Below are 13,253 nucleotides of genomic sequence, written 5' to 3'. Positions count from 1 at the left end.
TTATATCGGGCGCGTTCCCTCGTCCCGAGTCGGCACGCGGCGTTTCAGCTTGGCGGCATCGGCTGACATTCCACTTGATACCAACGATCCACCTGACGTTGCGCCGCTTGCAGATCGTCGGGGTAATACGGATCGAAAAACATGGACGGGTGATAGCCCGCCGTTTCCAGCGCCGCCAATTCGCTGCGATTGCGCTCGGATGTGATCGGCGCATTGTTCTTGAGCGCGGTCAGATCGCGGCACTGTGCAGGGCTAAGATGCGTCGTGCCGTTCTGCATGCTGGTGGCGCAACCGGTGAGCAGGATGGCCGTCGCGCAAATCAGAGGCCGGAATCTCGGCAAGTGCTTCATGTCATGTCTCCAGTGAAGTCCAGTTCTCAAGCGCTGCGTGCCAGCCAACGTTACACCGTGCGGGCCATCATAGCGAATCCAGATTCGCCTTCAGCGCACGCGCTTTCGTGGCTATGGCCGCGCGTTCTTCATCGGGCATCCGGCTCAACTGCTTATAGATCATCGTAAGCCGATGATTACGCCCGAGCGTCGCCTCGTTGCGCGCGAGAAAGTCCCAGTAGAGCGCGTTGAAGGGACAAGCGTCTTCTCCGTTGCGGCCTTTTCTGTCGTATGCGCAGCCTTTACAGTAGTCGCTCATGCGGTCGATGTACGCGGCGCTCGAAACATAAGGTTTGCTCGCCATCAAGCCGCCGTCGGCAAACTGGCTCATGCCTAGCGTGTTGGGTAATTCGACCCATTCGAAGGCATCGATATAAACGCCGAGATACCACGCACAGACTTCGGGGACGGAGAGACCCGCGAGCAACGCAAAATTGCCGATGATCATCAGCCGTTGAATATGATGCGCGTGCGCCTCTTCGAGCGACTGGCCGACCGCATGCTTCAGGCAACGCATGCGAGTGTCGCCGGACCAGAACCACTGCGGCAGCGCGCGCTTGTGACGGAACACGTTCTTGCTTGCGTAGCGCGGCATCTGCGCCCAGTACACGCCGCGAATGTATTCGCGCCAGCCGATGATCTGCCGAATGAAGCCTTCCACCGAAGGCAATTCGGCACGGTGCGCACGATACGCCTCTTCAGCCGCTTCGACCACTTCGCGCGGGTTGAGCATCTTCGTGTTGAGCGCGAACGAAAGCTGCGAGTGGAAGAGACGCGGCTCGTGCGTGCTCATCGCGTCCTGCCATGCGCCGAAGTTCGGCAAGGCTTCCTCGATGAAGCGCGCGAGATGCTGAAGCGCTTCTGCACGATCGAGCGGCCAGCGAATACGCGCGGCCTGCGGATTGCCGAAGCTGTTCACGCCTGCGGCGACGATATCGCGCCATAGCTTCGAATGGTCATGTACCGGCCGAGGGTCTTCGGGCGGCGGCGGTTCGCCATGCCATGCGCGGCGATTGTCGTGATCGTAATTCCACTGGCCGCCTGCTGGCCGATGCTCCGTTTCCATCAGCACGCCATGCTGGGTACGCATATGCCGATAGAACCGCTCCATCAGCCATTGTCCCTTGCCGTGGGTGTCGAAGAACTGCTTCGTTTCGTGGCGCCCGGTGAAGAAGTGTTCGCTGTCGACCATTTGCGTGGCGATCGGCAGCGCCTTCGCATACGCGTCGAGCTGATGATCGAGCCGCCATTCGTCGGGTGCCTGATACTCGAAGCGATCGATTCCCTGCGACGCAATCAACGCGTCCAGATTCGCGGGAACGGAGTGCTCGTTGGCCGTATCGTCGATCTTCAGATAGTGAACGCGATGTCCAGCCTCACGCAAACCGTCCGCGAAACGGCGCATCGCCGCGAAGATGGCGATGATCTTTTGCGCGTGATGCAGCACGTAATCCGTCTCCTGACGCACCTCCATCATGACGTAATGCACGGTGGCGTCGGGCTCGACGAACCAGCTATGCGCGGGGTTCAACTGATCGCCGAGAATCAGGCGCAAGGTAGTCATGGCAATGGCGTGGAGATTTTGGCAACAATCTCCTCATGCCAGCAATCCAGACGCCCGCCGTGCATCGCAACCCGGATCGCCGCTTTGGCAACGCGAATACGCCTGCGTGTGGACGTTTTGTCGATGCTCTTTGCGCGAGAACGTCGCCTCGGTCAATGCCCCATCGCCTTGACGGCCAGATAGTGGAACGGGTAAGTAATGAGCGCGGTACCCGCCACACCCACGCACCAGAGCAGTACGAACCAGAGAAAGCGGCGGAGTGCCGGGCTCGGTTTCATAAGCGTCATCCTCCGCACGAGATTAGTGATAAGCCGAGCCGGGCTTCACTTTGCCCCGGAACACCCAGTAGCCCACCGTCGTATAAGCCAGAATGATCGGGATGATGACGACCGCACCCACGAGCGTGAACGCCTGACTCGTTTCCGGCGATGCCGCCTCCCATAAGGTCACGCTGCCCGGCAACGCATAAGGCCACACGCTCAAGAGCAGCCCGATATATCCCAGGAACACGAGCAGCAGCGCGATAGCGAGCGGACCGGCCTCTGACTCGCGCTTGATCGCGAAGTACATGGCGACCGCCGTCAGCACCACCGCGACCGGCACCAGATACAGCCAGAGATGAAACGACGAATGAAACCAGCGTTCGGCGATGCGCGCATCGGTGAGCGGCGTCCACACGGATATGACCGCGATGAACGCAAGCAGCACGGCCGTGAGCGGAAGGATGAGCGCGCGCATGCGTCGTTGCAGATCGCCATCCGTCTTGAGGACGAGATAACCCGCGCCCAGCAGCGCATAGGTGCATGTGAGACCAAGCCCTGTGAGAAACGGAAAAGGTGCGATCCAGAAGAACGGGTCGCCCGAGAATGCGTTCTGGCTCACGGGTATGCCGTGCAGATAGGCACCCAGAATCACGCCCTGAAAAAAGCTCGCGCCAGCCGAGCCGCAGATAAAGAACAGGTTCCAGATATTTTTCGTGCGCGTTGCCTTGGCGCGCACTTCGAAGCTCACGCCCCGAAAGATCAGACACACCAGCATGAAGATGATCGGCAGGTAAAGCCCCGACAGCGCGATCGAATACGCAAGCGGAAAGGCCGCGAACAACGCGGCGCCGCCGAGCACGAGCCAGGTTTCGTTGCCGTCCCATATCGGCGCGATGCTGTGCATCATCAGGTCGCGTTCGGCATCGTCGGGAAAGAACGGGAAGATCATGCCGACGCCGAGGTCGAAGCCATCGAGCGCCACGTAGATGAAGATGCCTGCGGCGATGATCGCAGCCCAAACGATTGTCAGATCCATGTCGTCACCTCACGTGATTTGGCGTGCCGCACGGTTAGCGCGAGACGGCGGAGAAGGGGCGGCGGCCCGTGGCTTCGGTGGGATCGCGCGTGGCGTCGGCAGGCAGCGGCGGCGTTCCTTGCGGTCCCTGGCCGATCATGCGGAAGATGTAGTAGAGCCCGATGCCGAAGACGAGGCAATACACCAGCACGAACAGCAGCAGGGAAAGCCCGGCGGAAGCCTGGGTGATGGGCGAGACTGCATCGGAGGTGCGCAACACGCCATAGACCACCCAGGGCTGGCGGCCCGCTTCCGTCGTGATCCATCCGGCGAGCAGCGAGATGAAACCAGTCGGGCCCATCAGGACGGCGGTCCACTGGAACCAGCGCGCTTCGAATAAGCGTCCGCCGCGCCTGAGCAGATTACCCGTCACGGCGACGAGAATCATCAGCATGCCGAGACCGGCCATCACGCGGAAGGTCCAGAAGATCAGCGACGAATTCGGCCGGTCCGCTTTGGGAAAGTCCTTGAGCCCGCGAATCTCGCCGTCCCAGCTATGCGTGAGAATCAAGCTGCCGAGATGCGGGATCTGGATCGCATGACGCGTGACTTCCGCGTTCATATCGGGAAAGCCGATGAGATTGAGCGCCGTGCCGCCTTTCTCGGTTTGCCAAAGGCCTTCTATCGCCGCGATCTTCGCGGGCTGATAGCGCCGCGTGTTGAGACCGTGCTGGTCGCCCACGAGCGCCTGAACCGGCGCGAGCACAAGCAGCAGCCAGAGCGCCATCGACACCATGGTTCGCGTTTCCGCGTCGCGCCTGCCGCGCAGCAGATGCCATGCGCCCGTTGCCAGAACCACGAGCGCGGCGACGATGAACGCCGCAAGCGTCATATGCGCGAGCCGATACGGGAACGACGGGTTGAACACGATGGCGAACCAGTCGACCGGAACCACGTGTCCGTTCTCGATCCTGAAGCCTTGCGGCGTCTGCATCCAGCTATTGGACGAGAGAATCCAGAACGTGGAGATCAGCGTGCCGATCGCCACCATGATCGTCGCGCCGAAATGCGCCTTCGGGCCGACCTTCTCCCAGCCGAACAGCATGATGCCGAGAAAGCCCGCTTCGAGAAAGAAGGCGGTCATGACTTCATAGGTGAGCAAGGGACCGGTGATGGGTCCGGCAAAGCGTGCGAAGCCCGACCAGTTGGTGCCGAACTCATAGGCCATGACCACGCCCGACACCACGCCCATGCCGAAGCCCACGGCGAAGATGCGCGACCAGTAGAGACAAAGCACCTTGTAATGCGGCTTGCCGGTCTTGAGATAGCAGCCTTCGAGCACGGCGATGAAACTCGCAAGCCCGATGCTCAATGCCGGAAAGATGATGTGAAACGAGACCGTGAAGGCGAACTGAAGGCGCGAAAGGTCGAGAGCGTCGAGATTCATCGGAGCATCCACCAAGGCTGCGCGCTAGCCCGGCGGACCTTGGCGCGGTTCATCGAACCGTGATCCGCGCATGGCGAATCACGGGCCACGTCATCGGGCCGGGGCGTTCGCTTCTTGGAAACGCCTGACGGGCCGGTGTCAATCTGACGACATCATGGCTTCTGCAAACACCTTCGGCATTTATACGTATGTATAGCGAAAGGGCGACATGCCGCTGGCGCGCGGGCGGGAAGACAAATAGCGTGCGAATCTGAAATGCGCGGGTTCGTCGGAGCAAGACGGCGGGTCAGCCTCATGGATGCCGCTTATAGATGCATCCACGCTTTGCATATTCTTCCGACGGTAATAAGCGCATGACGATACGGCCTTTCTCCAAGCGCGATCAAATGACTAGACTCGAAGGTTTTCACGCGTCCAGCCAAGTCGATTATGCCTCGCCAGATCCGGTTCAATGCCTTCATGATGAATTGCGTGGGGCATCTCGCGCCCGGTCAGTGGACAGCGCCTGCAGACGATTCAGTCGGCTATCTCGACACCCGCTATTGGGTCGAGCTTGCAAAGGTGCTGGAAGAGGGCTTTTTCGACGGCCTCTTTCTCGGCGATGTCACCGGCATCTACGATGTCTACGGCGACAGTCCCGCCGCCGCGTTGCGCACCGCCGCCCAGGTGCCGATGAACGACCCCGTGCCGCTGATTCCCTTGATGGCGCACGCGACCGAGCACTTGGGCTTCGGCGTGACGGTATCGGTGGCTTATGAAGCGCCGTATCTGCTGGCGCGGCGCTTCACGACGCTCGATCAGTTGAGCCGGGGACGCGTCGCATGGAATGTGGTGACGTCGTATCTGCAAAGCGGCGCGTTGAGTCTCGGGCAGACGGAACTGCGCGCCCATGACGAACGCTACGATCGCGCCGATGAGTTTCTCGAAGTCTGCTACAAACTTTGGGAAGGAAGCTGGCAAGAAGGCGCATTGTTGCGCGATGCCGAACGCGGCATCTACGCCGACCCCGCGCGCGTGCGCAAGATCACACACAAGGGCCGCTACTTCGAAAGCGAAGGCATTTTTCAGTGCGAGCCTTCGCCGCAGCGCACGCCGCTTCTGTTCCAGGCGGGCGGATCGACGCGCGGCACGGCATTCGCGGCCAAGCATGCGGAATGCATCTTTCTCGGCGCGCCCACGCGCAATGGCTTGCGCAAGTCGGCGCAGTCCATCCGCAGCGCGCTCACGGAAGCGGGCCGCGCACCGGACAGCGCATTGCTGTTCGCCATGCTGACCGTGATCGTCGATGAAACCGCCGAACGCGCGCAGGCACGCTATGCCGCGTATCAGGCGCGCGCGAGTTACGAAGGTGCCCTGGCGTTGTTATCCGGCTGGACGGGCATCGATCTTTCGCGCTATAAGCCCGACGATACCCTCGCTTACGTCGATACCGATGCCGGCCAGTCCGCACTTGCATCGTTCAGCAAGCTGGACCCGGAACGCGTGTGGACCGTGCGCGATGCGGTGGAGTTCGTGACGATCGGCGGACGCGGCGCGGTCGTGGTCGGCGATGCGGCTCAGGTTGCCGACGAATTGCAGGCGCTCGCGGAAGAAACGGATATCGACGGCTTCAATCTCGCGTGGGTAGATTCGCCGCGCACGTTCCACGATATCGTCGAATATCTCGTGCCCGAATTGCAAAGGCGCGGTGCGTACAAGACCGAATATGCAGAAGGCACCCTGCGCGAGAAGCTGTTTGGCAACGGCGCCTATCTGCAAGCGCCGCACGTCGGCGCGAGCTATCGATAAATGCCGCTCGTCCCTTAGCGCCCCAGCGAATTTGAATCCACGAAATTGTTCGTGGCGCGGCACCCGGTTCGCATCGGACAATCGAAGGTCCGACTTTTCCCGGAGTGTCACCCATGAGCGGCGAAGCCCCGCGCCAGTTGCATCTGAACATCAATGCGCTTCATTCCGGCTTCGTGCCTTCCGCATGGCGTCTGGCCGACGCCGATCCGCGCGCCTTCATCGATATCGATCATTACGTGCGTCTCGCGCAGATCGCGGAGCGTGGCTGTCTCGACGCGATCTTCCTCGCCGATAGCGCCGCGATCACCGACCAACTCGACATGCGCCCGATCACGGCGCTCGAACCCACGCTGCTGCTCGCGAGCGTCGCGGCCGCGACGAAGCATATCGGGCTGATCGCGACGGCATCCACGAGTTACAACGAGCCGTTCAACCTTGCGCGGCGCTTCGCCACGCTCGATCTGATCAGCGGCGGCCGCGCGGGCTGGAACATGGTAACGACGGCCGATCTGCCTTCGGCACGCAACTTCGGGCTGGAAGCCGTCCCGGATCACGCCGAACGCTATGCGCGCGCGGAAGAGTTCGCCACGCTCGTGAAGACGTTGTGGAATAGCTGGGAGGACGATGCGCTCGTTGCCGACAAAGCGACCGGCCAGTTCGTCGATCTCGGCAAGCTGCATCCCGCCGCGCATCGCGGACGCTTCTTCGCGGTGCAAGGCGCGCTCAATCTGCCGCGCTCGAAGCAAGGGCATCCGGTGCTCGTGCAGGCGGGCGCATCCGGCGACGGGCGTGATCTCGCGGCGCGTCATGCGGAAGCGGTGTTCTCGGCGTCGCAATCATTCGACGAATCGAAGGCGTATCGCGAGGATCTGAACGCGCGTGCGGCGCGTTACGGACGCGGGCCGCATGCGGTGAAAGTGCTCGCAGGTCTCACGACGATCATCGGCGCGACGCAGGCCGAAGCCATCCGCCGTCGCGATGAACTCGTCGATCTCATTCCATGGCGCTACAGCCTGAACCGGATTGCCGGCACGCTCGGCATTCCGGCCGATTCGCTCTCGCTCGACGAGCATCTTCCCGAGAATCTCACGCTGCCCAACAACGGCAACGGTAATCACACGTTCTTTCACGCGACCATCGCGCAGGCGCGCGCGCATGGCTATACGGTGCGCGAACTCATCCGCGCGTTGGCGGGCGGCGGCGGGCATCGCGTGATTGTCGGGACGCCCGAACAGGTTGCCGAGGACATCGCGCACTGGTTCGAGAACGGCGCCGCCGATGGCTTCAACCTCATGCCCGACGCGTTGCCGGGCGGGCTCGAAGCATTCGTCGATGGCGTCGTGCCCATTCTGCAAAAGCGCGGAATCTTCCGACGCGCTTACGAAGGGACTACCTTGCGCGGGCATCTCGGGCTCGATGTGCCGGCCGGGTATCGAGTGGAAGAGGCGGTTTAGGCGAGTTAGACAGCGCTCAGTCGATCAACGCCCGGCGGTCATGCCGGGCGTCGTCGCTTACATCACACGCGCATTACTTCTGCGGCGCGCCGTCCCATGCTGGCAAGGTCGCACCGTGATACACCTTCAGGATCGTCGCGGCGACGTTGGCCTGCTGATAACTCGTCTGCAGCGTCTTGACCCACGGCGCCTGTGCATCTTTCGCGTTCACCGCCAGAAAGTTGCGATACGGATTGCCCGGCACTTTCTCCTGCGCAATGCGTTCCTGCGGAATTTGAATGCCCGCTTTGATGGCCCAGTCGGTGTTCACCACGGCAGCGTCCACGTCGCCGATCGCGCGGCCAACGATGCCCGCATCGAGTTCCATGATCTGCACGTGCTTCGGATTGTCGGCAATGTCACGCGCCGTCGGCAGCAACCCGACGTTGTCGCGCAGCTTGATGACGCCGTTCGCCTGCAGCAGCAAGAGCGCACGGCCTTCATTGCTCGGATCATTCGGCACGGCGATGGTTGCGTTCTGCGGCAGCGCGGCGACCGACTTCACCTTGCGCGAATAGAGGCCGATAGGCTGCACGTAAGTGAAGCCGACCGGCACGATGTCGTAGTGGCGCGCCTGAATCTGCGCATCGAGATAAGGCTTGTGCTGGAACGAGTTGGCGTCGAGATCGTGTTGCGCGAGCGCTTCGTTCGGCTGGGTGTAATCCGCGAAAGTGGTGACCTTCACCGTCAGGCCCTGTTTGGCTGCGTTGGCCGCTACCGTGCGCCAGACATCCTCGTCCTCGCCCGACATGATGCCCACGCGCACCGTCTGATTCGCCGCGAACGACGGTGCGGCGCTCATCACGCCGCATGCAAGCAGCAGGGAAAACAGCGCGGTTTTTATCGGCGACTTTATTTTCATGGGGCAAAAGCTGATAAGTTGGGAGAGACGTGATGCTAGAGGCGGCAGCGCCTCGCGACAAATAATATCGAGCGCTATCGATATAGCGCCTTTTCGTTTGCCGTGACGGGCGGTTTGAGCGCTATATAAGGCATGCAGGCGGTGTATTGCTTTGCAGAAAACCTTGTTTGTGAAAGCGTTGCGGGCGGCCTAGATTTGATTCATTCACCATTTGAAGGGGATGAGCCATGCCGCAGTTCCTGTCGCACTATCTCCAAGCCATCTACGCGCCCGCCGGACGCATGCGTGAGCGCTGGCAATTGCGTTCGCTGGAACGCGCGCGCGCCGCATGCGGCTGCAATGCCACGAGCGTAATCGAGCTGCCCGACGACGAAAGCACGCGCGCCGACCGGCTCGAACACATCGCGCTCTATGCGCGCGCGGGCTACTTCAACATGGGCTATACGGTCGATCTATTTCAGTCGCCCGCCGATCTTCCGCCGCACTAAATCCGCATCCGCATCGACGCGCCACGATTCCGGCGCGTCGGTTCATCGTCGATCCAAGCAACGTTTGCATGCCTGAAGTAACGTAAGCGCTGACCTGGACTCGAACCGATTTTCACATGACCCTTTCCCGACAACTGCATCTCGGCGCATTCATGCGGCCGGTGAGCCTGCATACCGGCGCGTGGCGTTTTCCCGGCGCGTATGCGGATGCCAACTTCAATCTCCGCCATCTCAAGCAGTTCGTGCAAAAGCTTGAGAGCGCCTGTTTCGACGCATTCTTCATGGCCGATCACCTCGCCGTGCTCAACATGCCCGTGGACGCGCTCAAACGCAGCCACACCGCGACATCCTTCGAGCCGTTCACGCTGCTTTCCGCGCTGGCTTCGGTGACGGAGAAGATCGGGCTGGTCGCGACGGCATCGACGACATTCGACGAGCCGTATCACATCGCGCGGCGCTTTGCCTCGCTCGATCACTTGAGCGACGGACGCGCCGGATGGAACCTCGTGACCACGTCGAACCCGGATGCCGCATTGAACTTCGGCCGCGAGGATCACATGGAGCACGACGAGCGCTATCGCCGCGCGCGCGAGTTCTACGATGTCGTCACGGGCCTGTGGGACAGCTGGGCCGACGACGCGTTCGTGCGCGATACCGAAAGCGGCCTCTTCTTCGATCCCGCCAAACTTCACGTGCTCGGTCACAAGGGTGAATATCTGTCGGTGCGCGGCCCGTTGAACATCGCGCGGCCGGTGCAAGGCTGGCCGATCGTCGTGCAGGCCGGATCATCGGAAGCGGGCAAGCAGCTTGCGGCTGAAACCGCCGACGCGGTCTTCACCTCGCAACCGAATCTGGCCGCGGGCAAGCGTTTTTTTGCGGATGTAAAGAGCCGGCTCGATGCACTCGGCCGCCCGCGCGAGCATCTGAAGATTCTTCCCGGCGCGTTCGTCGTGGTAGGCGACTCGCGCGAGGAAGCACGCGAGAAGCGCGCATTGCTCGATACCTTCGTGCATTACGAAAGCGGTATCGCTTCGCTTTCCATCGCGCTCGGTCACGATGTCTCCTCGTTCGATCCCGATGGTCCGTTGCCCGAGATTCCCGAGACCAATGCGAGCAAGAGCGCGCGCGAACGCGTGGTCGAAATGGCGCGCACGGAAGGGCTGACCATCCGGCAACTGGCGCAACGCGCGGGCGGCTTTTCGGGCTTGCAGATGATCGGCACGGCAACCGATATCGCCGATGAAATGGAGCAGTGGCTCGCCGAGGAAGGCAGCGACGGCTTCAATGTGATGTTCCCGTATCTGCCCGCGGGTCTCGACGATTTCGTCGACAAGGTGGTGCCGGAATTGCAGCGGCGTGGCATTTTTCGGCGCGCGTATGAAGGCAACACGTTGCGCGAGCACTTCGGCTTACCAAGACCCGGCAATCGCTTTTTCCCCGTGAATAACGCATAAGCTTATTCGCACACACGCATGTCCACCGCCTTATATGCGCCGTGCGCCTAGCCGCGTCACGGCGTATTCATTTGCAAATGACATTTGCTTGGTTCCGCTTTTGGCGCGCGTCTCGCATAGTAGGGATTGATGGCTATAGACGTCTTTTCTGAAGACGTTCTGGCGCCTGTCTGCCTCGGCTTTACGACCCTATCCCAAGGAACTCCGCATGTCCGATCGTTCTCTCTCGCTGTCGCGCCGGCGTGCGCTCGCGCAACTGGCCGCCGTCAGCGCAGGCGCCGTCGCGTCGAGCCGCCTCTTTGCCGCCGATGCAGGCAAGACCTTGCGCATCGGCTATCAGAAGTACGGCAACTTCGTGGTGTTGAAGGCACGCGGCACGCTCGACAAGCGGCTTGCGGCGCAAGGCGTCACCGTGCAATGGCTCGAATTTCCCGCTGGTCCGCAATTTCTCGAAGGGCTCAACGCGGGCGCGGTGGATATCGGCACCGTCGGTGAAACGCCGCCGATCTTCGCGCAAGCCGCGGGTGTCGATTTCGTCTATGTCGGCAACGAGCCATCCGCGCCGCGCGCCGAAGCCATCGTCGTGCCGAAGGATTCGCCCATTCGAACGGTGGCCGAGCTGCGCGGCAAGAAAGTCGTGCTGAACAAAGGCTCCAACGTTCACTATCTGCTCGTGGAAGCGCTCAAGAAAGCGGGTTTGGCCTACACGGATATCCAGCCCATCTATCTCGCCCCCGCCGATGCACGCGCCGCCTTCGTGCAAGGCAGCGTCGATGCATGGGCGATCTGGGACCCGTATCTCGCCGCCGCCGAGAAGCAGGCGAACGCACGTCAAATCACCGATGGCACGAACCTCGTGCGCAACATCCAGTACTACCTCGCCACGCGCAAGTTCGCCACCGCGCAACCGCAACTCGTGCGTGCCGTGCTCGAAGAACTGGATCTGGTCGATCGCTGGGCGCGCGACAACATCCCTGCCGTCGCCACGCAACTCGCGCCCCTCGTCGGTCTCGATGCGGGCATTCTCGAAGTCGCGCTGAAACGGACGGCTTACGGCGTGCAGAGCGTCGCGCCTGCAACGCTCGAATATCAGCAGCAGATCGCCGACGTTTTCAGCAACCTCAAGCTCATTCCGAAGAAGCTCGACGTCACCGAAGCGCGCTGGAACGTCGCGTAATTCTCAGTAAATTCGGGTTAGCAGTTTCGCGCACATTCTTAGCGCGAATCGATGGTTGGGCAAGCGTCGCCGCGTCGCTAGACTGACCCGAGCGCCGGGCTGTTTCTCATAGCCGCACGCCCGTCTTCACGACACAACGAATTCGAAAGGCAGACCTCCCGATGAATGTTTTCTGGTTCATTCCAACTCATGGCGACAGTCGTTATCTCGGCACGTCGCAAGGCGCGCGTGCCGCTAATTACGACTACTTCCGCCAGATCGCGGTCGCCGCCGACACGCTCGGCTACGAAGGCGTGCTCTTGCCGACGGGCCGTTCTTGCGAGGACGCCTGGGTCGTGGCTTCGAGCCTGATTCCCGCCACCAAGCGCCTCAAGTTTCTCGTCGCGATCCGGCCGGGCTTGAGTACGCCGGGGCTCTCGGCGCGCATGGCATCGACGTTCGACCGGCTTTCCAACGGGCGCTTGCTCATCAACGTGGTGACGGGCGGCGACCCGACCGAACTCGCGGGCGATGGCGTCTTCGAAAGCCACGACACGCGCTATGAAATCACCGACGAGTTCCTGAGCATCTGGCGCGGTCTGCTCGAAAAGTCTCACGACAGCGGCAGTATCGATTTCGACGGCAAGCATCTGCGTTCGCAAGGCGGCAAGGTGCTGTATCCGCCGGTGCAGAAAGCGCATCCGCCGCTATGGTTCGGCGGGTCGTCGCCGGCTGCGCACGAGATCGCGGCCAAGCATATCGACACTTATCTCACGTGGGGCGAGCCGCCCGCCGAAGTCGAGAAGAAGCTCGCGGACATCCGCAAGCGCGCTGCCGCCGAAGGCCGCAGCATCAAGTTCGGCATTCGCCTTCATGTGATCGTGCGTGAAACCGAAAAGGAAGCCTGGGCCGACGCGGACCGCCTCATCAGCAAGCTCGACGATGAAACCATTCAGCGCGCGCAAGCATCGTTCGCGAAAATGGATTCGGAAGGACAGCGCCGCATGGCCGCGTTGCATGGCGGCAATCGCGATAAGCTCGAGGTGTATCCGCATTTGTGGGCGGGCGTCGGCCTCGTGCGCGGCGGCGCGGGCACGGCGCTCGTCGGCAATCCGGAACAGGTCGCCGGTCTCATGAAGCAGTACGCGGAACTCGGTATCGATACCTTCATTCTCTCGGGCTATCCGCATCTGGAAGAGTCGTATCGGTTCGCCGAACTCGTGTTCCCGCTCTTGCCGCGCCAGCAAAAGGAAGCGGCGAACGGGCCGCTCTCGGGGCCGTTCGGCGAAGTGATCGGCACGTCCGAACTGCCGAAGGTCGCGCAAAGCTGAGTA

12 protein-coding genes are annotated in these 13,253 nt (G+C 61.7%); 6 read left to right on the top strand and 6 right to left on the bottom strand.

The window, feature by feature from the left end; all coding sequences use genetic code 11:
* Positions 1-44 precede the first annotated feature (44 nt).
* From LDZ28_RS23095 to LDZ28_RS23080, 5 genes are all read right to left on the bottom strand, one after another.
* Positions 45-350 (bottom strand): DUF4148 domain-containing protein, encoded by a 306-nt coding sequence (locus LDZ28_RS23095; protein ID WP_244830928.1) that lies wholly within the window; start codon positions 348-350, stop codon positions 45-47.
* Between the two features lie 67 nt (positions 351-417).
* Positions 418-1,953, bottom strand: a complete 1,536-nt coding sequence (locus LDZ28_RS23090; protein ID WP_244830927.1) for a cryptochrome/photolyase family protein — start codon at positions 1,951-1,953, stop codon at positions 418-420.
* Between the two features lie 152 nt (positions 1,954-2,105).
* Positions 2,106-2,231 (bottom strand): hypothetical protein, encoded by a 126-nt coding sequence (locus tag LDZ28_RS32725; RefSeq protein WP_255784860.1) that lies wholly within the window; start codon positions 2,229-2,231, stop codon positions 2,106-2,108.
* A gap of 22 nt (positions 2,232-2,253) precedes the next feature.
* Positions 2,254-3,252 (bottom strand): cytochrome d ubiquinol oxidase subunit II, encoded by a 999-nt coding sequence (gene cydB, locus LDZ28_RS23085; protein WP_244830926.1) that lies wholly within the window; start codon positions 3,250-3,252, stop codon positions 2,254-2,256.
* A 34-nt stretch (positions 3,253-3,286) separates the two neighbouring features.
* Positions 3,287-4,678 carry a cytochrome ubiquinol oxidase subunit I gene (locus tag LDZ28_RS23080; RefSeq protein ID WP_244830925.1) on the bottom strand — a complete coding sequence of 464 codons (1,392 nt, stop codon included), beginning with the start codon at positions 4,676-4,678 and terminating at the stop codon, positions 3,287-3,289.
* Positions 4,679-5,107: 429 nt separating this feature from the next.
* Between LDZ28_RS23080 and LDZ28_RS23075 the strand changes: the two genes are divergently transcribed.
* Both LDZ28_RS23075 and LDZ28_RS23070 read left to right on the top strand, forming a co-directional pair.
* The gene (locus LDZ28_RS23075) at positions 5,108-6,466 is read left to right on the top strand and encodes an LLM class flavin-dependent oxidoreductase (protein WP_244830924.1); all 1,359 of its coding nucleotides are present in this window, start codon (positions 5,108-5,110) and stop codon (positions 6,464-6,466) included.
* A 113-nt stretch (positions 6,467-6,579) separates the two neighbouring features.
* Positions 6,580-7,920, top strand: coding sequence for an LLM class flavin-dependent oxidoreductase (locus tag LDZ28_RS23070; protein WP_244830923.1), 1,341 nt, complete (start codon positions 6,580-6,582; stop codon positions 7,918-7,920).
* 73 nt (positions 7,921-7,993) lie between these two features.
* Here LDZ28_RS23070 and LDZ28_RS23065 read toward each other — a convergent pair whose 3' ends face one another.
* A complete protein-coding gene (locus LDZ28_RS23065; RefSeq protein ID WP_244830922.1) occupies positions 7,994-8,821 on the bottom strand; it encodes a MetQ/NlpA family lipoprotein in 828 nt (275 codons plus the stop codon).
* Between the two features lie 227 nt (positions 8,822-9,048).
* Between LDZ28_RS23065 and LDZ28_RS23060 the strand changes: the two genes are divergently transcribed.
* The 4 genes from LDZ28_RS23060 to ssuD all read left to right on the top strand — a co-directional run bounded on the left by LDZ28_RS23060 (position 9,049) and on the right by ssuD (position 13,250).
* Positions 9,049-9,309 (top strand): hypothetical protein, encoded by a 261-nt coding sequence (locus LDZ28_RS23060; RefSeq protein WP_244830921.1) that lies wholly within the window; start codon positions 9,049-9,051, stop codon positions 9,307-9,309.
* Positions 9,310-9,425: 116 nt separating this feature from the next.
* Positions 9,426-10,763 carry an LLM class flavin-dependent oxidoreductase gene (locus LDZ28_RS23055; RefSeq protein WP_244830920.1) on the top strand — a complete coding sequence of 446 codons (1,338 nt, stop codon included), beginning with the start codon at positions 9,426-9,428 and terminating at the stop codon, positions 10,761-10,763.
* A 208-nt stretch (positions 10,764-10,971) separates the two neighbouring features.
* Positions 10,972-11,940: a sulfonate ABC transporter substrate-binding protein gene (locus LDZ28_RS23050; RefSeq protein ID WP_244830919.1), complete on the top strand. Its 969-nt coding sequence runs from the start codon at positions 10,972-10,974 to the stop codon at positions 11,938-11,940.
* Between the two features lie 161 nt (positions 11,941-12,101).
* Positions 12,102-13,250 (top strand): FMNH2-dependent alkanesulfonate monooxygenase, encoded by a 1,149-nt coding sequence (gene ssuD, locus LDZ28_RS23045; protein WP_244830918.1) that lies wholly within the window; start codon positions 12,102-12,104, stop codon positions 13,248-13,250.
* Positions 13,251-13,253 lie beyond the last annotated feature (3 nt).

It is taken from the genome of Caballeronia sp. TF1N1 (genome assembly GCF_022878925.1).
Taxonomy (GTDB): Bacteria; Pseudomonadota; Gammaproteobacteria; order Burkholderiales; family Burkholderiaceae; genus Caballeronia.
This window is presented reverse-complemented; position numbering and strand designations above follow the sequence as displayed.